The organism is Streptomyces thermocarboxydovorans, from assembly GCF_039524635.1.
In the GTDB taxonomy this organism is placed as follows: Bacteria; Actinomycetota; Actinomycetes; order Streptomycetales; family Streptomycetaceae; genus Streptomyces; species Streptomyces thermocarboxydovorans.
Genome location: NZ_BAAAGU010000025.1, coordinates 62870 through 86233, shown reverse-complemented (window position 1 = coordinate 86233; position 23364 = coordinate 62870). Strand labels below are relative to the sequence as shown.

At 72.5% G+C, this 23364-nt stretch carries 23 protein-coding genes, 1 pseudogene and 1 riboswitch; of the genes and pseudogenes, 18 read left to right on the top strand and 6 right to left on the bottom strand.

Features of this window, described 5'->3' with window-relative positions; genetic code table 11:
* The first annotated feature begins 191 nt into the window (after positions 1–191).
* The 7 genes from ABD198_RS13900 (at position 192) to ABD198_RS13870 (ending at position 9070) form a co-directional block, all read left to right on the top strand.
* Positions 192–1658, top strand: coding sequence for an amino acid permease (locus ABD198_RS13900; protein ID WP_344000900.1), 1467 nt, complete (start codon positions 192–194; stop codon positions 1656–1658).
* A 10-nt stretch (positions 1659–1668) separates the two neighbouring features.
* Positions 1669–2121 carry an Lrp/AsnC family transcriptional regulator gene (locus ABD198_RS13895; protein WP_033275118.1) on the top strand — a complete coding sequence of 151 codons (453 nt, stop codon included), beginning with the start codon at positions 1669–1671 and terminating at the stop codon, positions 2119–2121.
* 228 nt (positions 2122–2349) lie between these two features.
* Positions 2350–3126 carry a hypothetical protein gene (locus ABD198_RS13890; RefSeq protein WP_344000897.1) on the top strand — a complete coding sequence of 259 codons (777 nt, stop codon included), beginning with the start codon at positions 2350–2352 and terminating at the stop codon, positions 3124–3126.
* A complete protein-coding gene (locus tag ABD198_RS13885) occupies positions 3126–5306 on the top strand; it encodes a bifunctional polysaccharide deacetylase/glycosyltransferase family 2 protein (RefSeq protein WP_344000894.1) in 2181 nt (726 codons plus the stop codon). Before ABD198_RS13890 ends, ABD198_RS13885 begins: the two co-directional genes overlap by 1 nt.
* A 145-nt stretch (positions 5307–5451) precedes the next feature.
* Entirely contained in the window at positions 5452–6654 is a 1203-nt protein-coding gene (locus ABD198_RS13880; RefSeq protein ID WP_344000892.1) for an MFS transporter, read from the top strand.
* Positions 6655–6737: 83 nt separating this feature from the next.
* A complete protein-coding gene (locus ABD198_RS13875) occupies positions 6738–8699 on the top strand; it encodes a sensor histidine kinase (protein WP_344000890.1) in 1962 nt (653 codons plus the stop codon).
* Complete coding sequence (locus ABD198_RS13870; protein WP_344000888.1) at positions 8696–9070, top strand: DUF742 domain-containing protein; 375 nt, start codon at positions 8696–8698, stop codon at positions 9068–9070. The genes ABD198_RS13875 and ABD198_RS13870 overlap by 4 nt, the downstream gene beginning before the upstream one ends.
* A 28-nt stretch (positions 9071–9098) precedes the next feature.
* On the opposite strand, the gene ABD198_RS13865 is transcribed toward ABD198_RS13870, so the two are convergent.
* Positions 9099–9266, bottom strand: coding sequence for a hypothetical protein (locus ABD198_RS13865; RefSeq protein ID WP_344000886.1), 168 nt, complete (start codon positions 9264–9266; stop codon positions 9099–9101).
* Between the two features lie 324 nt (positions 9267–9590).
* On the opposite strand from ABD198_RS13865, the gene ABD198_RS13860 reads away from it, so the two are divergent.
* Positions 9591–10379 carry a carbon-nitrogen hydrolase family protein gene (locus tag ABD198_RS13860; RefSeq protein ID WP_344000885.1) on the top strand — a complete coding sequence of 263 codons (789 nt, stop codon included), beginning with the start codon at positions 9591–9593 and terminating at the stop codon, positions 10377–10379.
* 65 nt (positions 10380–10444) lie between these two features.
* The gene (locus tag ABD198_RS13855; RefSeq protein ID WP_344000882.1) at positions 10445–12157 is read left to right on the top strand and encodes a flavin monoamine oxidase family protein; all 1713 of its coding nucleotides are present in this window, start codon (positions 10445–10447) and stop codon (positions 12155–12157) included.
* Positions 12158–12180: 23 nt separating this feature from the next.
* Here ABD198_RS13855 and ABD198_RS13850 read toward each other — a convergent pair whose 3' ends face one another.
* Positions 12181–12867 carry a DUF5995 family protein gene (locus ABD198_RS13850; RefSeq protein WP_344000880.1) on the bottom strand — a complete coding sequence of 229 codons (687 nt, stop codon included), beginning with the start codon at positions 12865–12867 and terminating at the stop codon, positions 12181–12183.
* A gap of 169 nt (positions 12868–13036) precedes the next feature.
* On the opposite strand from ABD198_RS13850, the gene ABD198_RS13845 reads away from it, so the two are divergent.
* Entirely contained in the window at positions 13037–14152 is a 1116-nt protein-coding gene (locus tag ABD198_RS13845; protein WP_344000902.1) for a glycoside hydrolase family 6 protein, read from the top strand.
* Here the strand turns inward: ABD198_RS13845 and ABD198_RS13840 are convergent.
* A complete protein-coding gene (locus tag ABD198_RS13840) occupies positions 14134–15528 on the bottom strand; it encodes a uracil-xanthine permease family protein (protein ID WP_344000877.1) in 1395 nt (464 codons plus the stop codon). The genes ABD198_RS13845 and ABD198_RS13840 overlap by 19 nt on opposite strands.
* A 132-nt stretch (positions 15529–15660) precedes the next feature.
* Here ABD198_RS13840 and ABD198_RS13835 point away from each other — a divergent pair, with 132 nt between their 5' ends.
* Positions 15661–16119 (top strand): acyl-CoA thioesterase, encoded by a 459-nt coding sequence (locus tag ABD198_RS13835; protein WP_344000875.1) that lies wholly within the window; start codon positions 15661–15663, stop codon positions 16117–16119.
* Here the strand turns inward: ABD198_RS13835 and ABD198_RS13830 are convergent.
* The 3 genes and pseudogenes from ABD198_RS13830 to ABD198_RS13820 all read right to left on the bottom strand — a co-directional run.
* Positions 16079–16594: pseudogene (locus ABD198_RS13830) on the bottom strand (MFS transporter); the annotation flags it as partial. The gene ABD198_RS13835 and the pseudogene ABD198_RS13830 sit on opposite strands and share 41 nt — an antisense overlap.
* Positions 16595–16629: 35 nt before the next feature.
* Complete coding sequence (locus tag ABD198_RS13825; RefSeq protein ID WP_344000874.1) at positions 16630–17391, bottom strand: SDR family oxidoreductase; 762 nt, start codon at positions 17389–17391, stop codon at positions 16630–16632.
* 173 nt (positions 17392–17564) lie between these two features.
* Positions 17565–17897, bottom strand: a complete 333-nt coding sequence (locus tag ABD198_RS13820) for a hypothetical protein (protein WP_344000904.1) — start codon at positions 17895–17897, stop codon at positions 17565–17567.
* 260 nt (positions 17898–18157) lie between these two features.
* A riboswitch (FMN riboswitch) is annotated at positions 18158–18288 on the top strand.
* Between the two features lie 146 nt (positions 18289–18434).
* Between ABD198_RS13820 and ABD198_RS13815 the strand changes: the two genes are divergently transcribed.
* From ABD198_RS13815 to ABD198_RS13785, 7 genes are all read left to right on the top strand, one after another.
* The gene (locus ABD198_RS13815; protein WP_344000872.1) at positions 18435–19049 is read left to right on the top strand and encodes a riboflavin synthase; all 615 of its coding nucleotides are present in this window, start codon (positions 18435–18437) and stop codon (positions 19047–19049) included.
* Positions 19046–19687 (top strand): nicotinamide mononucleotide transporter family protein, encoded by a 642-nt coding sequence (locus ABD198_RS13810; protein ID WP_344000870.1) that lies wholly within the window; start codon positions 19046–19048, stop codon positions 19685–19687. Before ABD198_RS13815 ends, ABD198_RS13810 begins: the two co-directional genes overlap by 4 nt.
* Positions 19684–20973, top strand: coding sequence for a bifunctional 3,4-dihydroxy-2-butanone-4-phosphate synthase/GTP cyclohydrolase II (locus tag ABD198_RS13805; protein WP_344000867.1), 1290 nt, complete (start codon positions 19684–19686; stop codon positions 20971–20973). The genes ABD198_RS13810 and ABD198_RS13805 overlap by 4 nt, the downstream gene beginning before the upstream one ends.
* A gap of 50 nt (positions 20974–21023) precedes the next feature.
* Positions 21024–21509, top strand: a complete 486-nt coding sequence (ribH, locus tag ABD198_RS13800) for a 6,7-dimethyl-8-ribityllumazine synthase (protein WP_167990762.1) — start codon at positions 21024–21026, stop codon at positions 21507–21509.
* Positions 21510–21543: 34 nt separating this feature from the next.
* Positions 21544–21816, top strand: coding sequence for a phosphoribosyl-ATP diphosphatase (locus ABD198_RS13795; protein WP_004990764.1), 273 nt, complete (start codon positions 21544–21546; stop codon positions 21814–21816).
* A gap of 51 nt (positions 21817–21867) precedes the next feature.
* Positions 21868–22731 (top strand): ATP phosphoribosyltransferase, encoded by an 864-nt coding sequence (gene hisG, locus ABD198_RS13790; RefSeq protein ID WP_344000863.1) that lies wholly within the window; start codon positions 21868–21870, stop codon positions 22729–22731.
* Between the two features lie 66 nt (positions 22732–22797).
* The gene (locus tag ABD198_RS13785) at positions 22798–23253 is read left to right on the top strand and encodes a PH domain-containing protein (RefSeq protein ID WP_344000861.1); all 456 of its coding nucleotides are present in this window, start codon (positions 22798–22800) and stop codon (positions 23251–23253) included.
* Positions 23254–23364: the final 111 nt, after the last annotated feature.

Below are 23364 nucleotides of genomic sequence, written 5' to 3'. Positions count from 1 at the left end.
CCACCGACCCCACACCGGCATCAGCGGCCGCCCACCAGCCAGCCGCGTCACCAACCTCTCCGAACAGCACACCTAGCTCATAGGGTTACGCGCTGTACGTGTGTGGCGGGGACCCCGCTCGACGGGTTCCCGCTGCCGCGGGCTCCGTCGGTCCCGGCCGCGCAGACCCGGAAGTGACAAGGAGTCAGCGCGTGCTCGATCAAGGCGCACCCTCACAGAGCAGCAGTACCACCGTCCCACCGTCCTCGGGTCTCGGTGCGCGCCTGATGCGCCGCAAGCCCGTGGAACGCCTGGTCGCGGAAGGCGGCCAGGGCGAGGGCGGCAGCCTGCGCCGCTCCCTCGGGCTGTGGCAGCTCACCATGATCAGTATCGGTGCCACCCTCGGCACCGGGATCTTCGTCGTCCTCGGTGACGCTGTCCCGGAGGCGGGCCCCGCCGTCACCCTGTCCTTCGTCATCGCCGGCCTGACGGCCCTGTTCTCGGCGCTGTCGTACGCGGAGCTGGCGGGCAGCATCCCGGTCGCGGGCTCCTCGTACTCGTATGCGTACGCAACCATGGGCGAGCTGGTCGCCTGGGTCTGCGGCTGGTGCCTGGTGCTGGAGTACGGCGTCTCGGTGGCCGCGGTCGCCGTCGGCTGGGGTGAGTACCTCAACGAGCTGCTGGACGGCACCATCGGCGTCACCGTCCCCGCCGTGCTGTCCTCCGCGCCCGGCGAGGGCGGCATCATCAATCTGCCCGCGCTGATCGTGGTGCTGCTGGCGATGGTGTTCCTGCTCGGCGGAGTCCGGGAGTCGGCGCGCGCCAACACCATCATGGTCGCGGTGAAGACGGCCGCCCTGCTGCTGTTCTGCGCGGTCGGCTTCATGGGCTTCAAGTCCGGCAACTACGCCGACTTCATGCCGCTCGGCATGGCGGGCGTGAGCGCCGCCGGCGCCACCCTGTTCTTCTCGTACATCGGTTTCGACGCCGCCTCCACCGCCGGTGAGGAGGCGAAGAACCCGAAGAAGGACCTGCCGCGGGCGATCATGCTGTCGCTGATCATCGTGACCGCGCTGTACGTGCTGGTCGCGGCCGTCGCCGTCGGCGCCTGGCACTGGACGAAGTTCGAGGGCTCCGACGCCTCGCTCGCCGCGATCATGCACGACGTCAGCGGCCAGAGCTTCTGGGGCACCCTGCTCGCCCTCGGCGCGGTCATCTCCATCGCGAGCGTGGTGCTCACCGTGCTCTACGGCCAGACCCGCATCCTCTTCGCGATGTCCCGTGACGGCCTGATGCCCAAGTCGCTGGGCAAGGTGCACCACACCACCGGCGCGCCGCGTCTCAACACGGTGATCGTGTCCCTGTTCTGCGGTGTCCTCGCCGCGCTGATCCCGCTCGGCAAGCTGGTCGACGCCACCAGCATCGGCACGCTCTTCGCCTTCGCGCTGGTCAACATCGCCGTGGTGGTGCTGCGTTACCGGCGCCCGGAGCTGGAGCGGACGTTCAAGGTGCCGTTCGGTCCGCTGCTGCCGGTGCTGGGCTTCGGCTTCTGCGCGTACAACATGTTCAGCCTCGACACCGTGACCTGGGTGGTCTTCGCATTCTGGATGGCCGCCGGTCTCGTGTTCTACTTCTCGTACGGCTACCGCCGTTCCCGGCTCGCAACGCTTGAGAAGTGAACGTCCCACAGTGCTGAACGATCTCGACGAACGCATCGTGCACGCCCTCGCCGAGGACGCCCGCCGTTCCTACGCGGACATCGGCCAGCTCGTCGGTCTCTCCGCGCCCGCCGTCAAACGGCGCGTGGACCGGCTGCGGGCCACCGGAGCCATCACCGGCTTCACCGTCCGCGTGGACCCGGCCGCCCTCGGCTGGGAGACCGAGGGGTTCGTCGAGATCTACTGCCGCAGCAACACCTCGCCGGAGACCATCCAGCGGGGCCTGGAGCGCTACCAGGAGGTCGTGGCCGCGTCCACCGTCACGGGGGACGCGGACGCGGTCGCCCAGGTCTTCGCCTCCGACATGCGGCACTTCGAGCGGGTCCTGGAACGCATCGCCGGGGAGCCGTTCGTGGAGCGGACCAAGTCCGTGCTGGTGCTCTCGCCGCTGCTGCGCCGGTTCTCCTCCGGCTCGCCGACCTGAGGCGACGACGGTCCGGGGCCGGGTGTCCGAGCCGGTGGCGGCGGAGATACGGACGTACGACCGCCGCGCCGGTGAAGGCGGGGTGCGGCGAGTTCCCCGGAGGGAGTTCCCGCGGGGCCGTATCGGTCGTAGCCTGATCACATGCCGCAAACCGCGCATTCCGGGCACCCAGGGCACGTTGGTCGAGCGAAGGTGCGGGCGCGGGCGCCGGCCGATGCCGGTACCCCCGTGTTCGTCGACTCATCCGGCCGCCGGGCACGGATGATCCGCCGCGGCGGATACGGGCTCGCCGGCCTCGCGGCCGCGTATCTGGCGGTGCTGGGGCTCAGTGTGATGGGCGCGACGCCGTTCGCCCCGGGCGCGATGCTTCCGCCCCTCCCCGAGACCGGCTCCGACGCACCGGGCCGGGACGGCTCGGGTGCGGCACCCTGGCTGCCCGGCGACGAACTGGTGCCGGGCCTGCAGCAGGGCCCCGGCGCCGACTCCGCTCCCGGGGTCCCGCCCGGACCGCTCACCGTTCCGCCCGGCGCGTCCGTGCCGCTGCTCCTGATGCCGTCAGGCGAACCGGGAGCCGCGCTCCTGGCGCCGGCCGGCGCCGCGGGAATTCCGTTGCTCGCCCCGCTGCTCGCCGCTCCGGGCGCCACCCCGGCGGCACCCGGATCCCCGGACGCAGCGCCGTCACCGGAGGAGCCCGCGCCCCCCGACGGGCCGTCCGGTCCCGACGCACCCGCGCCCGGCGACCCGTCCACCGGCCCCGAACCCCCGGCCGCCCCGGACCCCGGCGACGACCCGCCTGCCCCGCCCGCGCCGGAACCTCCCTCTCCGGAACCTCCCGCCCCCGAGCCGCCCGCCCCTGAGCCACCCGCCCCCGAGCCCGAGGTCCCCACGCCGCCGTCCGCCCCGCCGGACGACACACCGGCGCCCGACGCGCCCGACACCGAGGCCCCCTCCGCAGACCCGAGCGCCCCCGAGTCCTCCGATCCGCCGGCGGCCGAGGCGTCCTGATGCGCCGGCGCCCCCGGCCGCCCGACGGCCGCCCACCGGAGGAGCCCGGCCCGCGGCGGACCCGGGCGCCCCTGCCGCACCGGCACCGCTTCCGCGTCCTCGTCCCGCTCGTCCTGCTCGCTTTCGTCGCCTCCGTGCTGCTCGTCGAGGGCCTGACCACCCGGGGCTTCGCCGGTGACCAGGACCGCCGCGCCCCGCACTCCGCCCGCGGCGTCCCCCGCGAGGTCACCGGCGGCGGTCCCGTCGTCGACCTCACCGACGGCGTCCCACGCGACTACCGGGCACCCGCCCGCACGGTCGTGCTGACCTTCGACGACGGCCCCGACCCCACCTGGACGCCCCGGGTGCGGGCGGTGCTCGACCGCCACGACGTCCCCGGCACCTTCTTCGTCACCGGCCAGCAGGCCGTGCGCCACCCCGGCGTGCTGCGGCAGGTGATCCGCTCCGGCCACGAGATCGGCGTGCACACCTTCTCCCACCGCGACCTGGCCACCCAGTCCACCGGCGCCGTCGACCGGGAACTGGCTCTGACCCAGCTGGCCCTGGCCGGCGCCGGAGGCGTCACCAGCTCGCTGATACGGATGCCGTACTCCTCGACCACCTCCGCGCTCGACGGCCCCGAGTGGGCCGTGGCGAAGCGGCTCGCCGACAAGGGCTATGTGCTGGCCTTCATCGACCAGGACACCCAGGACTGGCGCCGCCCGGGTGCCCGGGCGATCGCGGACGCGGCCGTGCCCAGGGATCCGGACCGGGGCACCATCGTCCTGCTGCACGACGCGGGCGGCGACCGGTCCCAGACGGTCGAGGCGCTGGAGATCCTCGTGCCCCGGCTCAAGGAGCAGGGCTACCGCTTCACCACCCTCGCCGACGTCGTCGGCGCCCGGAGCCTCAACCGCCCGGTCGGGACCGAGGAACTGTGGCAGGGGAGGGTCTTCGTGGTGGCGGTCACCGTGTCGGCCGCGACCGTCTCGGTCCTCGGCACGCTGCTGCTGGTGGTCGGCGTGCTGGTGCTCGGCCGGGCCCTGCTGCTGATCGTCCTGGCCCGGCACCATGCGCGCCGCCGCCCCGGGCCCCGGCGCGGACCGCCCGTCACCCGGCCGGTCAGCGTGGTCATCCCCGCCTACAACGAGCGGATGTGCATCGCCAAGACGGTCCGCTCCCTCGCCGCCAGCGACCATCCGGTCGAGATCATCGTGGTGGACGACGGCTCCGACGACGGCACCGCCGACATCGCCGAGGCACTGGCCCTGCCGTCCGTCACGGTCGTGCGCACACCCAACGGCGGCAAGCCCGCCGCCCTCAACGCCGGCATCCGGCTCGCCTCCCACGACCTGATCGTCATGCTGGACGCCGACACCGTCTTCGCCCCCTCCACCGTCCGCCGCCTCGTCCAGCCGTTCGCCGACCCGGCCGTCGGCGCCACCGCGGGCAACGCCAAGGTCGGCAACCGGCGGCGCCTGCTCGGCCGCTGGCAGCACATCGAGTACGTGATGGGCTTCGCGCTCGAACGCCGCGTGTACGACCTGCTGCGCTGCATGCCCACCATCCCCGGCGCGGTGGGGGCCTTCCGCGCCGAGGCCCTGCGCGACGCCGGACTGCTCAGCGCCGACACCCTCGCCGAGGACACCGACCTCACCATGGCCCTGCACCGGGCCGGCCGGGAGGTCCGCTATGTGCCGGACGCCCTGGCGTGGACCGAGGCCCCGCACACCCTGCGCGAGCTGTGGCGCCAGCGCTACCGCTGGAGCTACGGCACCATGCAGGCCGCGTGGAAGCACCGGCACGCGCTTGTCGAGCGCGGCCACGCGGGCCACTTCGGCCGGATCGGGCTTTCGCTGCTGGCCCTCTTCCAGATCGTCACACCGCTGCTCGCCCCGCTGATCGACGTCCTGACCGTCTACGGTCTGGTCTTCGGCGACCCCGTGCGCACCATGCTGGCCTGGACCGGCGTGCTGGCCGTGCAGACCCTCAGCGCGGCCTGCGCCTTCCGCCTCGACGGCGAGCCGCTCCGGCCGCTGTGGGCGCTGCCCCTGCAACAGGTCGCCTACCGCCAGGTGATGTACCTGGTGCTGCTCCAGGCCTGCCTCACCGCGGTCAACGGATACCGGCTGCCCTGGCAGCGGCTCAGGCACAGCGGGGACGTCCTGCTGCCGCCGCAGCCGTCACCGCGCGGTCCCTGAGCACCTCCCGCCCGGTGCCCTCAGCGTCTACCATCGGTGACATGATCCGGCGACATTGATCCACCCGCCCTGCCTCCCGAGGGCCGCCTCGGCCGCCGTGCGCCTCAAGCGTCCGGTGACCGAACCGCCCCCTTGGGAAGGCCTCATGACTCTCACGCCCGCGCGCGTGCCCGGTCTCCGCGTCCGGCGGCTGACCAGCACGCTGTACGGTTACGCGTTCCTCGAAGACTTAGTCCTGCTCTACCCGGTGTACGCGCTGCTGTTCAGCGACGCCGGGCTCGCCGTCTGGCAGATCTCCTCGCTGTTCGCCCTGTGGTCGCTGACCGCCGTGCTGCTGGAGGTGCCCTCCGGCGCCTGGGCCGATGCGGTCTCCCGCCGGCTGCTGCTGTGGCTCGGCCCGCTGCTCACCGCCGCCGGCTTCGCCCTGTGGGTGCTCCGGCCGTCCTACGGCGCCTTCGCGCTGGGCTTCGTGCTGTGGGGCACCGGCGGGGCCCTGGCCTCCGGCGCGCTGGAGGCGCTGGTCTACGACGAACTGGAGCACCTCGGCGCCGCCGACCGCTACGCCCGGGTGATGGGCCGGGCCCGCGCGGCCGGACTGATCGCCGTGATGGCGGCGATGGGACTGGCGGGGCCGGTCCTCGCGCTGGGCGGACACACCGCGGTCGGTGCCGCCAGCGTGCTGGTGTGCCTGGCCACCGCGGCCACCGCCACCCGCTTCCCCGAGCACCGCACCCCGTCGGCCGGGCACGAGGGCTGGACGGCGACCCTGCGGGCCGGGCTCGCCGAGGCCCGCGCCGACCGCTCGGTGCGCGGCGCGCTGCTGCTCGTCCCGGCCGTGGGCGCGGTGTGGGGCGCCCTCGACGAGTACACGCCGCTGCTGGTGCGGGAGACGGGAGTCGCCGACGCGGCGGTGCCCTACCTTCTTCTGCTGATCTGGGCGGGTGCCACCGCCGGGAGCCTGCTGGCGGACCGGGGCGAGCGCCTGGGCACCCGCGGCCTCGCCGCGCTGCTGGCCGGCGCGGGACTTGCTCTCGCCGCCGGTGCGGCGACCGGCAGCCCGGCCGGACTGCTGCTGGTCGCCCTCGCCTTCGGCGGATTCCAGGCGGCGACCGTGCTGGCCGGTGTGCGGCTGCAGCGGCGCATCGAGGACAGCGGGCGGGCCACCCTCACCTCGGTCGCGGGACTGGGCACCGAGGTCGCCACGATCACGGTGTACGGCGGGTACGCTCTGGTCGCCGCATCCGGCGACCACGGCACGGCCTTCACCGTCTTCGCCCTGCCGTATCTGATGACGGCGGTGCTGCTGGTGCTGCTGAGGCCATTGCGGTCCGGGCGGCGCATCCCGTAGGTTGTCCGCCGATTCCTACCGGCGGGTAACACTGGGTGGTCACCGGATGGCCGCCCGACGCCCACAGCCTTCGGGGGAGATGTATGCGCCGGATCTTCGGCCGTCCCGCCACGGTCCGCTCGCGGATCGTGGCCCTCGCCCTCGCTCCGGCCCTCGCGCTGCTGGCCCTGTGGAGCTTCGTCATGGTGTCCGTCACCGGCGAACTGCGCGCGCTGATCCGCCTCGAGAGCGTCTACGAGGAGTTCGGCACGCCGGTGGACACCGCCGTCGGGCAGATCCAGATCGAACGCCGGCTCGCCGCGGCCTTCCTGGGCGGCACGGATCGCGCCGCGGGCCCGGTGCTCATGGAACAGCAGCGCCGCACCGACCGCGCGCTGACCGCCATGCGGGACGCCATCCGCGACGGCGACCGCGACCGGCTCTCCGAGCGGCAGCGGCAGTCGCTCGACGCCATGGCCGCCAGGAGCGACGACCTGGAGAGGCTGCGCCAGCGCGTGCTCTCCCGCGACCTGACCTGGGACCGGGCGGTCGAGGAGTACAGCGCCCTGGTGGAACCCGGCTTCGACGTCCAGTCCTCCCTCACCGCGCTGCAGGCGGGGCAGCTCGCCCGGGAGGCGCAGGTCGTCATCGAGCTGGTGCGGGTACGGGAGTTCGTCTCCCGCGAGGACGCCCTGGTCGCCGGGGCCCGGGCGGCCGGCGGGCTCACCGACCGGCAGTACGACACCCTCACCGCGACCATCGAGGACCGGCGGGTCTTCGAGCGCACCTATGTGCCCGACCTGCCGTCCGACTCGCGGTCGCTGTTCGAGGAGTTCCAGCGCGGGGAGCTGTACGCCGCGCTGACCCGGGGCGAGGACGCGCTGCTGCGGGCCGGCCCCGACCGGGCCGGTGAGGCCGTCGCCGCCGCATCCTGGCGCACCACCACCGACCGGGCCGTGAAGCGCTACATGGAGCTGTGCACCGAGTCGGCCCGCAACTCCGCCGAACGCGGACGGCAGTTCGCCCACCGGGAGCTGGCCAAGGCGGCCGTGGTCGGCGCGCTGGGACTGGCGGTGATGGGCCTGTCGCTGTGGTGGGCGGTGCGCGGCGCCCGCCGCATCTCCCGCCGCCTCGAACGGCTGCGGGACGCCGCCGACCTGCTCACCACCCGGCAACTGCCCGAGGTGATGGCCCGGTTGAGCGCGGGAGAGGAGGTGGACGCGGCCGCCGAGGCACCGCCGCTCGACGACTCGGAGGTGCGCCCGGACGAGATCGGCCAGGTCGGCCGCTCCTTCAACGCCGCCCGGCTCGCCGCCGTGGAGGCCGCCGTCCACCAGGCCACCCTGCGGCGCGGGCTGTTCGCCGCCCTGCTCACCATCGCCCGCCGCAACCAGACCCTGGTCCACCGCCAGCTGAAACTGGTCGACACCCTGGAGCGGCGCACCGACGACCCCGACGTGCTGGAGCAGCTCTTCCGCATCGACCACCTCACCACCCGGATGCGCCGCCACGCGGAGAACCTGATCATCCTCTCCGGAGCCGCCCCCGGACGCCGCTGGCGCCGCCCCGTGCCGGTCGCCGACGTCGTGGCCTCCGCGGTGGGGGAGATCGAGCACTACACGCGCGTGGAGGTCCCGCCGATGGACCGGGTCGGGATCGCCGCGGACGCGGTCGCCGACGTCATCCACCTCCTCGCCGAGCTGCTGGAGAACGCCACCGCCTTCTCACCCCCGCACACCCGGGTGACCCTGCGCACCGGCCCGGAGGGCGACGGCTTCGTGCTGCGCATCGACGACCGGGGACTCGGACTCGGCCGCGGACGCGCCCACGAGGCCCACCGCATCCTCGAGAGCCCCGACGACTTCGACCCCGCCCGGCACGACCGGCTCGGCCTGTACGTGGTCGGCAAGCTCGCCGCCCGCCACGCCGTCCGGGTCACCCTGGAGGAGTCCCCGTACGGCGGGACGACCGCCGTCGTACGGCTGCCGGCGGGCCTGCTCGCCGAGCTCGAGCCGGCCGGCACCGAGGAGACCGGCCGGACACCGGACGTGCCCGCGCAGCCGTGAGCGACGACGAGCACTGGTACGAGGACGAGACCGGCTCGCTGGTGCGCCCCTACACCGTCACCCGCGGGCGCACCCGGCCGCGAGGGCCCGCCGTCGACCTGCTCGCGCAGGTCACCGCGCTGGACGGGGAGCCCGGTCCCGGCGTCGACCACGCCCGCGCCGGCCTGCTCGACCTGCTGCGCCGCCGCGGCCCCCGGCCGGTGGTCGAACTCGCCGCGGACACCGGCCTGCCCCTCACCGTCCTGCGCGTCCTGCTCGCCGACCTCGCGGAGGCCGGCCTGATCCGCGTCACCCCGCCGCATCCCGCCCCGGGACCGGCGGCCGACCCGGCCCTCCTGCAGGAGATCCTCGCCCGCCTGCGTGAACTGTGAGGGGGAAGCGGCAGGCGAGGTGCTGACCTCAGACCTCGTCGTGGTCCGGCCCGGCCGGAGACGCGACGGCGACCGCGGTGACCTCCCGCTCGGGACGGTCCTCGTGGGGGCCGGAGGCGACGGCGGCGCCCGTGGTGACGGCGGCGAGCAGCAGCGCGGTGCAGAGCAGGACGGCCGTCGTACGGCGGCGCTTCATGGAGATCCTTCCAGCGGAGGGGAACCGGTGAACCGAACGCCCGCCACTGTTCCGGCCGCGGCCCGCAGGGCATCGCGCTCCGGGCGGAAGGCGCTCCGCCGGGCGGCGGAGGCCGGGTGACCCTGCCTGCGACCTGCGAAGGAGCCGTCCGGCCCGCCCCACGGGACCCCGCATCCGGCCCGCGCAACGAATCGACGCGAACCCCGTGGTGCACGCAACGAACCGCTCACCGGCGCGCAACGGCTTCTCCTTGTCCGGCCGAGCCGCCCGACCGTACCTTCTTTTCTGACCCCGCAAACCCCCGCGTACCGGTGAGGACGACCCATGCGCACCGCCCTGCTCCAGAGCTCCGGACGTCCCGGAGCCGTCGCCGAGAACCTCAAGGTCCTCGGCCAGGCCGCGGACCGTGCCGCGGCCGCGGGCGCCGGGCTGCTGGTCACCTCCGAGATGTTCCTCACCGGGTACGCCATCGGCGACGACATCGCCCGCCTCGCCGAGCCCGCCGACGGCGACGCCGCCGACGCGGTCGCCGGGATCGCGGCCCGGCACCGGCTGGCGATCGCCTACGCCTACCCCGAGCGGGACGGCGAGGCCGTCTATAACTCCGTGCAGCTGATCTCCGCCGACGGCACCCGGCTGGCGAACTACCGCAAGACGCACCTCTTCGGCTGCTTCGAGCGCGACCACTTCACCCCGGGCGAGCAGCAGGTCGTCCAGGCCGAGCTGAACGGCCTCACCGTCGGCCTGCTGATCTGCTACGACGTGGAGTTCCCGGAGAACGTCCGGGCCCACGCCCTCGCCGGGACCGACCTGCTGCTGGTGCCCACCGCCCAGATGCACCCCTTCCAGTTCGTCGCCGAGTCGGTGGTGCCGGTGCGGGCCTTCGAGAACCAGATGTACGTCGCCTACGTCAACCGGGTCGGCCCCGAGGGCGAGTTCGAGTTCGTGGGCCTGTCCGTCCTCGCCGGGCCCGACGGCGTCGCCCGCACCCGCGCCGGCCGCACGGAGGAACTCCTCCTCGCCGACGTCGACCCCGTCCTGCTCGCCGCCTCCCGCGAGCAGAACCCGTACCTGAAGGACCGCCGCCCCGGCCTGTACCGGTCCCTCGCCTGAACCTCCCCGTCTTCTCGAACTTCTCGAAGTCTTCTCGAACGTCACCTGCAAGGAGTCCGTACCCCATGACGTCCACGGTGCCCAACGCCGTCGAGCACACCGACGAGCAGCAGCCGCCGATCACCATGTTCGGCCCGGACTTCCCCTACGCCTACGACGACTACCTCGCCCACCCGGCGGGTCTCGGGCAGATACCCGCGACCGAGCACGGCACCGAGGTCGCGATCATCGGCGGCGGTCTGTCCGGCATCGTCGCGGCGTACGAGCTGATGAAGATGGGCCTCAAGCCCGTCGTCTACGAGGCCGACCAGATCGGCGGCCGGCTGCGCACCGTCGGATTCGACGGCTGCGACCCCGAGCTCACCGCCGAGATGGGCGCGATGCGCTTCCCGCCGTCCTCCACCGCCCTCCAGCACTACATCGACCTGGTGGGCCTGAAGACCCGTCCGTTCCCCAACCCGCTGGCGGACGCGACCCCGTCGACCGTGATCGACCTCAAGGGCGAGACCCACTACGCCGAGACCATCGACGACCTGCCGCAGGTCTACCGGGACGTCGCCGAGGCATGGAACAAGTGCCTGGAGGAGGGCGCCGACTTCTCCGACATGAACCGGGCCATCCGCGAGCGCGACGTCAAGCGCATCCGGGAGATCTGGTCCCGGCTGGTGGAGAAGCTCGACAACCAGACCTTCTACGGCTTCCTCTGCGACTCCGAGGCCTTCAAGTCCTTCCGGCACCGCGAGATCTTCGGCCAGGTCGGCTTCGGCACCGGCGGCTGGGACACCGACTTCCCCAACTCCATCCTGGAGATCCTCCGCGTCGTCTACACCGAGGCCGACGACCACCACCGGGGCATCGTCGGCGGCTCCCAGCAGCTGCCGCTGCGCCTGTGGGAGCGCGAGCCGGACAAGATCGTCCACTGGCCGTACGGCACCTCGCTGAAGTCGCTGCACGTCGACGGCAAGCCCCGCCCGGCCGTGACCCGGCTGCACCGCACCGCCGGCAACCGGATCACCGTGACCGACGCCAACGGCGACATCCGGACCTACAAGGCGGCCATCTTCACCGCCCAGTCCTGGATGCTGCTGTCCAAGATCGACTGCGACGACTCGCTCTTCCCGATCGACCACTGGACCGCGATCGAGCGCACCCACTACATGGAGTCCTCGAAGCTCTTCGTGCCGGTGGACCGGCCGTTCTGGCTGGACAAGGCCGTCGACGACAGGGGAAATCCGACCGGCCGGGACGTCATGTCGATGACGCTCACCGACCGCATGACCCGCGGCACCTACCTGCTGGACAACGGCCCGGACAAGCCCGCCGTGATCTGCCTGTCCTACACCTGGTGCGACGACAGCCTGAAGTGGCTGCCGCTGTCCGCGAACGAGCGGATGGAGGTCATGCTGAAGTCGCTCGGCGAGATCTACCCCAAGGTCGACATCCGCAAGCACATCATCGGCAGCCCGGTGACCGTCTCCTGGGAGAACGAGCCCTACTTCATGGGCGCGTTCAAGGCCAACCTGCCCGGGCACTACCGCTACCAGCGGCGCCTGTTCACCCACTTCATGCAGGACCGGCTGCCCGAGGACAAGCGGGGCATCTTCCTGGCCGGCGACGACATCTCCTGGACGGCCGGCTGGGCCGAGGGCGCCGTGCAGACCGCGCTCAACGCCGTCTGGGGCGTGATGCACCACTTCGGCGGCGAGACCGATCCGTCCAACCCCGGCCCGGGCGACCTCTACGACGAGATCGCGCCCGTGGAGCTCCCCGAGGACTGAGCCTCGAGGACGGGACGGGCCGTTCAGTCCGGCAGCGGAGTGAGCAGGATGCGGCCCGCGAAGCCGACCGCCGTGTCCAGCCGGACGGTGAACTCCTCGGCCACGTCCGGCAGATCCCGCAGCGCCCACAGGGCCCGGGCCGCCGTCCATGCGGCGTCCCGGGCCCTTTCCAGGCTCCAGGCACCGAGCAGATGGGTCAGCGGATCGGCGATCTGCAGCACGTCCGGGCCGGGCATGAGCTCCTCGCGGATCCGCTCCTCCAGCGCCACCAGCATCTCGCCCACCTGGTCGAACTCGTCCTCCAGCTGGACGGGTTCGCAGCCGAGCGTACGGCAGCTGTCCACCACGGCCAGCGCCAGATCGTGGCCGATGTGCGCATTGATGCCCGCCAGCGCGAACTGCAGCGGACGTACGCCGGGATGGCGGCGGAACTGCAGCAGCGGGCGCCAGCAGGCCGGCGGGCGCCGGTCCTCGGACACCGGGTCGACGGCGTCCAGATAGCGGCGGGCGAACCGCTCGTCCAGGGTGATCGCCGCCCGCGGGTCGGCGAACCGGCCCGCGTCGATGTGCCGGTCCACCTCCTCGGTCACGGCGAGGTAGACGCGGTTGAACACGGCTACCCCGTCCCGTTCGGGCAGGGCGGCGTCCAGGGCGCGCATACGGGAGACGACCCTGTCCACGGGGGTGAGGACTTGCTCGGGTTGCGCCATAGGCGCAGAGTCCCACCTTTAGGGTGGAGGCAGTGGCGGCGGGCCCGGGGCTTCCCCGGAACGGGGGAACGCGCCCGCCGCGGGGGAGGGGAGCAGTACGGTGTCAGGCTTGCGTGCGCAGCGCCTGGCCGCGCGGAAGGCCGAGCGCAGACGCCCCCGGCGCGGCACGATGGTCGCGGCGGCCTCCGTCGTGGTCGCCGTCGGCGCCACGGCGGGGATGGTGTCCGCCCTGGGGGAGGGGCGGGGTTCGGACGAGGCGCGGCCCGAGGTGACCTCCTCGCCGCTGCTGGTCCCGCCCCCGCACCAGCCGTCTGCCTCCCCGACGCTCTCCGCCTCGCCCTCGCCCAAGGCCTCGAAGAAGAAGGCGAGCCCCGAGCCGAGCCCCAGGAAGACCGAGCGGAAGCCGCGTTCGGCGCCCGTCTCCACCCGGCTGTACCTGCATCCGCAGTCCCGGGTCCTGGACTGGGTGCGGGCCAACCCCGGCGATCCGAGGCAGCCGGTCATCGAGGAGCGCATAGCGAACCAGCCCGCGGCGGTCTGGTTCGCCGACTACTCGCCGGGCACCGTCACCTCCCGGGTCCGCTCGGTCACCGCGGGCGGCGCCGCCCAGGGCAGGGTGCCGGTGCTCGTTCCGTACGCGATACCGGACCGCGACTGCGGCGGCCACTCCCAGGGCGGGGCACCGGACCTCGGCGCCTACGACGCCTGGATCGACAAGTTCGCCGCCGGGCTGGGCAGCGGCGAGGTCGTCGTCATCCTCGAACCCGACTCCGTAGCCCAGGCCGAGTGCCTCTCCGCCGGTCAGCGCGCCGACCGCTTCGCCTCGCTCGCCCGCGCCGGACGCGTGATCAAGAGCGCCAATCCGCGGGCGCGGGTCTACTACGACGCCGGGCACTCCGGCTGGAACTCCCCGGCCAGGCAGGCCGGCTGGCTGCGGCAGGCCGGAGCCGCCTCCACCGCCTCCTCCGACGGCATCTTCAGCAACGTCTCCAACTTCCACAGCACCGCCGACGAGATCGCCCACAACCGGGCGGTGCTCGCCGCGCTCGGCGGCCCGTCGAGGCTCGGCGCGGTCATCGACACCAGCCGCAACGGCGCGGGTGCCCCGCCGGACGGCGAGTGGTGCGACCCGGCGGGCCGCAAACTCGGCCGCGCCCCGACGCTCAGCACCGGCGAGTCGCGCATCGACGCCTACCTGTGGGTGAAGCTGCCCGGCGAGTCCGACGGCTGCCGGGGAGCGCCGGGCACCTTCACCCCGTCGTACGCCTACGAGCTGGCGGGCTGAGAGCCGCTCTCGTCGTAGGTGCTGGTGCCCTCGTCGAGCAGGGGGCGCTGCTGCTTGAGGTGGGCGGGCGCGAAGGCGCGCAGCGCGTGGTAGCCGGTGATGACGACGATGGTGCCCAGCGCGATGCCGCTCAGCGAGAAGGTGTCGGTGATCTCCAGGGAGACGTTGCCTACGCCGATGATGATGCCCGCGGCGGCCGGCACCAGGTTCAGCGGATTGCGCAGATCCACCTCGGCGTTGATCCAGATCTGGGCGCCGAGCAGGCCGATCATGCCGTAGAGGATGACGGTGATCCCGCCGAGCACCCCGCCGGGGATCGCCGCCACGACCGCGCCGAACTTGGGGCACAGGCCGAACAGCAGGGCGAAGCAGGCCGCGGCCCAGTAGGCGGCCGTGGAGTAGACGCGGGTCGCTGCCATCACGCCGATGTTCTCGGAGTAGGTGGTGGTGGGCGGGCCGCCGGCCGCCGTGGAGAGGACCGAGCCGACGCCGTCGGCGGAGATGGCGGTGCCCAGCTTGTCGTCCAGCGGGTCGCCGGTCATCTCGCCGACCGCCTTGACGTGCCCGGCGTTCTCCGCGATCAGCGCGATGACCACCGGCAGCGCGACCAGGATCGCCGACCACTCGAAGGACGGGGCGTGCACCGAGGGCAGCCCGATCCAGTCGGCCTGGCCGACCGCGGAGAGGTCCAGACGCCAGTGGTCGGTGACCTTGCCGCTGCCGTCCACCGAGTGGATCTTCCCGAAGATCCGGTCCAGGGCCCAGGAGAGCCCGTAGCCGAAGATCAGCCCCAGGAAGATCGCGATGCGGGACCAGAAGCCGCGCAGGCAGACCACGGCCAGACCGGTGAACAGCATCACCAGCAGCGCCGTCCACTGGTCCTGCGGCCAGTAGGTGGTGGCCGTCACCGGGGCCAGGTTGAAGCCGATCAGCATGACGACCGCGCCCGTGACGACCGGCGGCATCGCGGCGTGGATGATCCGCGCCCCGAAGCGCCGCACGGCCAGTCCGGCGAGGAACAGCGCGACCCCGACCACCAGCACGGCGCCGGTCACCGTGGCGCTGGAGCCCCCGTCGGCGCGGATGACGGCGGCGACCCCGACGAAGGACAGGGAGCAGCCGAGGTAGCTCGGCACCCGGCCGCGGGTGGCGAGCAGGAACACCATGGTCGCGACACCCGACATCATGATCGCGAGGTTGGGGTCGAGACCCATGAGCACGGGCGCCACGAAGGACGCGCCGAACATCGCGACCACGTGCTGCGCGCCGAGGCCCGCGGTGCGGGGCCAGGAGAGCCGTTCGTCCGGGCGGACGACGGCACCGGGAGCCGGGGTGCGTCCGTCGCCGTGCAGTTTCCAGCGGACGCCGAGATCCATGAGGGGGTCGCTTTCGTCGTGGGGCGGGCAGTGCGCCGACTATTGTCCCTGGTCCCAGGGGGTGCTGAGCGCCTGCTTAGGATGGGGTGGTTGAACGTTCCACCGCAAGTGCCGTCCCCCAGGAGACCATCCGTGACCGCCGAAGCCCCGCCCGCCCTCGTCCTGACGTACGGGCGGCTGATCCCCGTCACCGTCCACTTCGACGACCTGGACGCGCTGGGCCTGCTGCACAACGCCCGCTACCCGCTGCTGGTCGAGCGGGCCTGGACCGAGCTGTGGCAGGACAAGGGCATCCGCTTCGAGGGCGACTGGGCGGCGGCCGGCGACGCCTGCAACGCGGTCAAGGAACTGCGGATCACCTACGAGGCCCCGGTCACCCGGACCGGCGACTACGCCGTCCACCTGTGGCTGGACCGGCTCGGCACCACCGGCCTCACCTACGGCTTCCGCTTCTGCTCGGCGGACGGGACGGTCACCTACGCCCGGGGCAGCCGGGTGCTGGTGCGGCTGGACGCCGCCACGCTGCGCCCGGCGCCCTGGAGCGATGCCTTCAGGGCCGCGGCTCGGGAACTGCTGCGTCCGGACGCGTGACCTTCGGGCGGTCCTCGGCGCGCAGCACGCCCGCGAACGAGGCGACGCCGCAGGAGAGCACCGTGACCGGCACGAACGACACCACCAGGCTGGTCGCCTGGGCCAGCAGACCGATGGCGCCGGGGGCGATCAGCCCCGAGGTGTAGGTTATCGTCGCGACACCGGCGATCGCCAGGCTCGGGTTGGAGCCGCTGCGGCCCGCCGCCGCGAAGCACAGCGGCACCACCACCGCGATGCCGAGCCCCATCAGCGCGAACCCGGTCATCGCCGCCGCGGGGTGCTCCGCCAGCACGATCAGCAGCCCGCCGGCCACCGCGACGATCCCGCTGACGCGGACCGTGCGCACCGCGCCGAAGCGGTCCACCACCCGGTCCCCGGCGATCCGGGCGATCGCCGTGGTGAGCGTGAAACCGGTGGTGCAGGCGGCGGCGAGACCGGCCGAGGTGCCCAGCTCGTCGCGCAGGAAGACCGCCGTGCAGGGCCCGGAGATCCGATCCGGGTGAAGGGGCCTCAGCCCTTGCGCCTGCCGCTCCGCCTCGCATGCTCCGCCAGGTAGTCCTCGAACGTCCGCTTCCCCACCGCGTGCTCCGGGGTCAGATGGCCGCCTGCTCGGAAGGCCCGGTAGGCCTGGCCGCCCAGCGGCACCTTCACCACCGGCCGGCGACGGCCCGTGGCCCGCAGATACGACTCGGCCAGCGACTCGAAGGTGCGCACCTCGGGGCCGCCCATGTCGTCGACGCGCCCCGCGGGCGCCCCCTGGGTCAGCTCGGCCAGCCGCTCGGCGACCTCCGTGACCTCGATCGGCTGGTCCTTCACCCGGGCCGGGAGCAGCAGCACCGGCGCCTTCGACAGGGCCTGGAGCACCCGGAAGACCAGGTCGTGGAACTGGGTCGCGCGCAGGACGGTCCAGCCCAGGCCGGACTCCTCCACCAGCCGCTCCACCGCGAGCTTGGACCGGTAGTACGGGAACGGCACGCGATCGACGCCGACGATCGAGATGTACACCAGATGCGACACCCCGGCCCGCTGCGCCGCGGTGATCAGATTCCGCGTGGGCTGCTCGTCACCGCCGCGCGGGCTGGTCGCGCAGTGCACGATCGTCTCCACGTCCGCCACGGCCCGGTCCAGCGCCGGCCCGCCCTCGCGCAGGTCGACGGCGTAGGGCTGGGAGTGCCGGCTGAGCACCCGCACCTCGTGCCCGTCCGGCCGCAGCCGTTCGCAGACGTGCCTGCCGAGAGTTCCGGTACCGCCGGTCACCAGGATCGTGGTCATCGCTGTTCAGCCCCTTCGGACACTCGGCGCCCCCTGCTGGAGCGCCGCTCGTCAGCCAGGACGGGACGACCGCTCCCGTTCGTGACATCCTCGGCGGAGCCACGGGGGCGGTCCTGGGCGGGCACTCCGGCGCCGCGCCGGCTGACGACGTACGCAGTCCAGCTTGTCCGGGATCACCGCGGCCCGCACCCGCACGGAACGGCGTGTGGTGTGACCCGGCGGCGGGCAAGGGCCTTCGTCACCGCCGCCGGGCCGGTCTCATCGGAGGCGACCCGCGTCAGCAGGGTCCCCGGTCCCGCCGGGCGGGTAGTTGGAGTCGCCGAGCGGGATCTGGCCGAACTCCACACCGTGGTGCCGCCGGTGACGTTCTTGAACCCGCGGGTGTAGTACGGCAGTCCGATGTTGATGCGGCCGTCCACCCGGGTGCCGTCCGGCTCGAAGCAGCCGCCGGTTTCGGCCCAACCGCCCACCGGGATCAGCGTCTTGACGTCCGGGTGCTGCTTCACCGGGCGCCGGTGGTGGCTGTGAGGGGGACAGCACGGCCGGTTTCCTCTCGACGGAAGTTGCCCGAGACCCTAAGAGGACTAGACCACACCGTCAATAGGTATGGACCAATCTCGATGGCCGTTCAAACATGCCCCGAATCGGGGGAGTTGGCGTGCTGTGCCACGCTGGGCAGGGGCTCTGTCACCGGCTGTGAGCCACTCCACACCCCCCACGCGCTTCGACGACCTCCGGCCGTGGCACACTGGCCCTGTACCAGTAGCAGCGCACTCCGGGGTCGGTGAAAGTCCGAACCGGCGGTTACAGTCCGCGACCCGGTCGCCTCCAGCGGCCGGTTGACCAGGTGAAACTCCTGGACCGACGGTTAAAGTCCGGATGGGAGGCAGTGCGCGGCGGGCGGGCATCCATGCGCGCCGCCGTACCGGTTCGCCGTAGAGGCGACCCGTGGACCGGCGTCGCAGGCGGTGTCCCGGTCCGTACCTTCTGCCGTCATCGGCAGCCCCGGAGTCCGTGCCCGAAGAGGCAGGAGGACCCGGGAAGTGTTCACCGGAATCGTCGAAGAACTGGGCGAGGTCATCGCCGTCGAGACCCTCGACGACGCCTGTCGCTTCCGGCTGCGCGGACCCGTCGTCACCGAGGGCGCCAAGCACGGAGACTCCATCGCCGTCAACGGCGTCTGCCTCACCGTCGTCGAGCACGAGGGCGACGAGTTCACCGCCGACGTGATGGCCGAGACCCTCAACCGCTCCAGCCTCGGCGCGCTGACCGTCGGCTCCCGCGTCAACCTCGAACGCCCCATGGCCCTCGGCGCCCGGCTCGGCGGCCACATCATGCAGGGCCATGTCGACGGCACCGGCGAGATCCTCGAGCGCAAGCCGTCCGAGAACTGGGAGATCGTGAAGATCTCCCTGCCCGCCGACCTCTCCCGCTACGTCGTGGAGAAGGGCTCCATCACCGTCGACGGCATCAGCCTCACCGTGGTCGACGCCGGCCCCGACTTCTTCACCGTCAGCCTGATCCCCACCACGCTCGCGCTGACCACCCTCGGCATCAAGCAGCCCGGCGACCCGGTCAACCTCGAGGTGGACGTCATCGCCAAGTACGTCGAGCGGATGATCGGCGACCGCGCGACGGGCGAGGGGGCCGCGCGGTGAACTGGCTGAACTCCGAGGCGTTCACCCTCCTCGGCCAGCACATCAAGTGGTCCGACATGACCGGCAACGTGATCGGTCTGATCGGCCTCGCCCTCGGCTGGCGGCGCTCCCTGTGGACCTGGCCCGCCCAGTTCCTCTCCGGGCTGATCCTCTTCGCCGCCTTCGCCACCGCCCACCTCTCCGGCAGCGCCGGCAAGCAGATCGTCGTCATGCTGGTCGCCGCCTGGGGCTTCGCCCAGTGGCGCCGCGGCCAGGAGCGGGCGCAGGACGGAACGATCGCCGTCCGCTTCGCCACCTGGCGCGAGCGCGGCACCCTGGCCGGTGCCGCCGCCCTCGGCACCCTCGCCGTCGGCGGGCTGTTCACCCTCTACCCGTCGCTGTCCTGGGACCCCTGGCCGGACGCCTACATCTTCGTCGGCACCATCCTCGCCATGTACGCCCAGGCCCGCGGCATGGTCGAGTTCTGGTTCGCCTGGCTGCTGGTCGACCTCGTCGGCGTCCCGCTGAACTTCGCCAACGGCTTCGCATTCTCCGGCTTCGTCTACATCGTCTACGGCGCGCTCGTCCTGTGGGGCCTGCGCGACTGGTGGCTGCGCTCCCGCGACGCGCGGCCCGCCCTGGAAGGAGCGCCCGCATGACCGCGGCACCGATCCTGTACAGCACCGAGGGCCCCGAGGACTTCACCCTCGACCCCGTCGAGCAGGCCATCGCCGACATCGCGGCCGGCCGCCCCGTCGTCGTGGTCGACGACGAGGACCGCGAGAACGAGGGCGACCTCGTCATCGCGGCCGAGAAGGTCACCCCCGAGATGGTGGCCTTCATGATGAGCGAGTGCCGCGGCCTGATCTGCGCCCCCATGGAGGGCGAGGAGCTGGACCGGCTGAAGCTCCCGCAGATGGTCGAGGACAACACCGAGTCGATGCGCACGGCGTTCACCGTCTCCGTGGACGCCTCCGCCGCCCACGGGGTGACCACCGGCATCTCCGCCGCCGACCGCGCCACCACCCTGAAGCTCCTGGCGAGCGGCACCGCCGGGCCCGACGACCTGGTGCGCCCCGGGCACATCTTCCCGCTGCGCGCACGCCCCGGCGGCGTCCTGGCGCGCAACGGCCACACCGAGGCCGCCGTCGACCTCGCCCGCCTCGCCGGGCTGCGGCCCGCCGGAGCCATCGTCGAGATCGCCGGTGAGGACGGGCAGATGCTGCGGCTGCCGGAGCTGATCCCGTTCGCCCGCAAGCACGGCCTGTCGATCATCTCCATCGAGGACCTGATCGCCTACCGCCGCAGCAGCGAACCCACCGTCCGCCGCGAGGCCGAGGTCCGCCTGCCCACCTCCCACGGCGCCTTCACCGCCTACGGCTACCGCTCCACCGCCGACGGGGTCGAGCACGTCGCCCTCGTCCACGGCGACCTCGGCGACGGCGAGGGCGTGCTGGTGCGCATGCACTCCGAATGCCTCACCGGTGACGTGTTCGGCTCCCTGCGCTGCGACTGCGGCTCCCAGCTGGACGCCTCCCTGGACCGGATACAGGCCGAGGGCCGGGGCGTCGTCGTCTACCTGCGCGGACACGAGGGCCGGGGCATCGGCCTGATGTCCAAGCTGCGCGCCTACGAGCTGCAGGAACGCGGCCGGGACACCCTGGACGCCAACCTCGAACTCGGCCTGCCCGCCGACGCCCGCGACTACGGCGCCGGCGCGCAGATCCTCGCCGACCTCGGCGTGCGCAGCGTCCGCCTGATGACCAACAACCCCGACAAGTCCGCGGCGCTCGTCCGCCATGGCATCGAGGTCACCGGCCGTGAGCCGATGCCCGTCACCGCGGGCGAGCACAACCTGCGCTATCTGCGCACCAAGCGGGACCGGATGGGTCACGACCTGCCCTGGCTGGACGGACCGTCCGTGCCCACCTGCGGCAACCAGTAAGAGACGTGCCCACCTGCGGTAACAGTTAAGAGAAATTCCCGAGGAGCAACGTGAGCGGCAAGGGTGCACCGGAGCTGACCGTACGCAATGTGGGTGACCTCCGGGTCGCCGTCATCGCGGCGCAGTGGCACGAGAAGGTGATGGACGGGCTGGTCGACGGCGCGCTGCGCGCCCTGCACGACCTGGGCATCGACGAGCCGACCCTGCTGAGGGTCCCGGGCAGCTGGGAGCTGCCCGTCGTCGCAAAGGTCCTCGCCGGCCGGGGCTACGACGCGATCGTGGCCCTCGGCGTGGTCATCCGCGGCGGCACCCCGCACTTCGACTACGTGTGCCAGGGCGTCACCCAGGGCCTCACCCAGGTCTCGGTCGACACCGGAGTGCCCGTCGGCTTCGGCGTGCTCACCTGCGACACCGAGGAGCAGGCCCTGGACCGCGCCGGACTCGAGGGCTCCAGCGAGGACAAGGGCCACGAGGCGGTGACCGCGGCGGTGGCGACGGCGGCGACGCTCCGCTCGGTATCCGAACCGTGGCGCTAGGCGGGCGCCCGTACCGCGTAGAGTGGGCGCCACCATGTCCAAGAAGACGTTCGAGGAGCTCTTCACCGAGCTCCAGCACAAGGCCGCCCACGGCGACCCCGCCACCTCCCGCACCGCCGAGCTGGTGGACAAGGGGGTCCATGCCATCGGCAAGAAGGTCGTCGAGGAGGCCGCCGAGGTCTGGATGGCCGCCGAGTACGAGGGCAAGGAGGCGGCCGCCGAGGAGATCTCGCAGCTGCTGTACCACGTCCAGGTGATGATGGTCGCCCGCGGCATCTCCCTCGACGACGTCTACGCCCACCTGTAAGCACCCGTTCGACACACCGACACCCCCCGTCACGCAAAGGAAGCCGACCTCATGCTGCGCATCGCCGTCCCCAACAAGGGTTCACTCTCCGGCCCTGCGGCGGAGATGCTGCATGAGGCCGGCTACCAGCAGCGCCGCGAGTCCAAGGAACTGCGGATCGTCGACCCGGAGAACGAGGTGGAGTTCTTCTACCTCCGCCCCCGCGACATCGCGATCTACGTCTCCTCCGGCCGCCTCGACATCGGCATCACCGGCCGCGACCTGCTCGTCGACTCCGGCGCCGACGCCGAGGAGATCCTCGCCCTCGGCTTCGCCCGCTCCACCTTCCGCTACGCCACCAAGCCCGGCACCGTGCACACCCTCGCCGACCTCAACGGCAGGACGGTCGCCACCTCCTACGAGGGCATCGTCGGCAAGCACCTGAAGGACAACGGCATCGACGCCTCCGTCGTCCACCTGGACGGCGCCGTGGAGACCGCCATCGAGCTCGGCGTCGCCGAGGTCATCGCCGACGTGGTGGAGACCGGCACCTCGCTGCGCAACGCCGGCCTGGAGGTCATCGGCGACCCGATCATGAAGTCCGAGGCGGTCGTGATCCGCCGCACCAACGGCGCCGAAGGGGCCGACGAGAACGTCGAGTCCAAGGTGCAGCAGTTCCTGCGCCGCCTGCAGGGCGTCCTGGTGGCCCGCACCTACGTGATGATGGACTACGACTGCCGCGTCGAGCAGCTCGAGAAGGCCGTCGCCCTCACCCCGGGCCTGGAGTCCCCGACCGTCTCCCCGCTGCACAACGAGGGCTGGGTCGCCGTGCGCGCCATGGTCCCGGCGAAGGAGGCCCAGCGGATCATGGACGACCTCTACGACATCGGCGCCCGCGCCATCCTCACCACGGCCATCCACGCCTGCCGCCTGTGAGCACCCCGCCGCGAGCCGCATCGCCTTCACGAGCCGCTTCGAGAGCCGTACCGGGAGACGCGCGAGATGTCTGAGCTGCCCGACCTGCCGGTCACCTTCCGGCCCACGCGCACCCGCGCGGTGCTGCTCACGGCGGCCGCCGCGATCTTCGTGGTGATCACCGTGATCGCCGTGCTGCTGCCGCAGCTCGGCCCCGGCGAGCGGATCAGCTTCGTGTTCACCGCCGCCCTGCTGGCCGGCGTCCTGCTGATGCTGGCGCGGCCGAAAGTCGTCGCCGACGACAGCGGGGTCACCGTCGTCAACATCGCCTCCAGCCGCCGGCTGGAGTGGGCAGAGATCCTCCAGGTGCATCTCCGTCCGGGTGACCCCTGGGTGTTCCTCGACCTCAGCGACGGCACCAGCCTGCCCGCGCTCGGCATCCAGCCCGGCATCGCCCGGCAGCAGGCCCTCGCCGACGCGCGGGCCCTGCGGGCGCTGGCCGAGGAGCGCTCCACGGCCCACCCCGACACGCCCCAGGGGTGAGGTCCGGGACACCTCCGGGGCGTCCACCCTGCCGCAGTCGGGGCTGTCTTGATTAATCTGTTGGGCGGAGGCGCTCCCACAGAGCCTCCGCCCCTGTCGCCCCGACCGGTG

Bases quoted from the DNA above. Each gene is read 5' to 3' on its own strand.
- ABD198_RS13885 (WP_344000894.1), top strand. From the start codon at position 3,126: ATGCGCCGGCGCCCCCGGCCGCCCGACGGCCGCCCACCGGAGGAGCCC.
- ABD198_RS13880 (WP_344000892.1), top strand. From the start codon at position 5,452: ATGACTCTCACGCCCGCGCGCGTGCCCGGTCTCCGCGTCCGGCGGCTG.
- ABD198_RS13875 (WP_344000890.1), top strand. From the start codon at position 6,738: ATGCGCCGGATCTTCGGCCGTCCCGCCACGGTCCGCTCGCGGATCGTG.
- ABD198_RS13865 (WP_344000886.1), bottom strand. From the start codon at position 9,266: ATGAAGCGCCGCCGTACGACGGCCGTCCTGCTCTGCACCGCGCTGCTG.
- ABD198_RS13860 (WP_344000885.1), top strand. From the start codon at position 9,591: ATGCGCACCGCCCTGCTCCAGAGCTCCGGACGTCCCGGAGCCGTCGCC.
- ABD198_RS13855 (WP_344000882.1), top strand. From the start codon at position 10,445: ATGACGTCCACGGTGCCCAACGCCGTCGAGCACACCGACGAGCAGCAG.
- ABD198_RS13850 (WP_344000880.1), bottom strand. From the start codon at position 12,867: ATGGCGCAACCCGAGCAAGTCCTCACCCCCGTGGACAGGGTCGTCTCC.
- ABD198_RS13845 (WP_344000902.1), top strand. From the start codon at position 13,037: ATGGTCGCGGCGGCCTCCGTCGTGGTCGCCGTCGGCGCCACGGCGGGG.
- ABD198_RS13840 (WP_344000877.1), bottom strand. From the start codon at position 15,528: ATGGATCTCGGCGTCCGCTGGAAACTGCACGGCGACGGACGCACCCCG.
- ABD198_RS13825 (WP_344000874.1), bottom strand. From the start codon at position 17,391: ATGACCACGATCCTGGTGACCGGCGGTACCGGAACTCTCGGCAGGCAC.
- ABD198_RS13805 (WP_344000867.1), top strand. From the start codon at position 19,684: ATGACCGCGGCACCGATCCTGTACAGCACCGAGGGCCCCGAGGACTTC.
- ABD198_RS13795 (WP_004990764.1), top strand. From the start codon at position 21,544: ATGTCCAAGAAGACGTTCGAGGAGCTCTTCACCGAGCTCCAGCACAAG.
- hisG (WP_344000863.1), top strand. From the start codon at position 21,868: ATGCTGCGCATCGCCGTCCCCAACAAGGGTTCACTCTCCGGCCCTGCG.
- ABD198_RS13785 (WP_344000861.1), top strand. From the start codon at position 22,798: ATGTCTGAGCTGCCCGACCTGCCGGTCACCTTCCGGCCCACGCGCACC.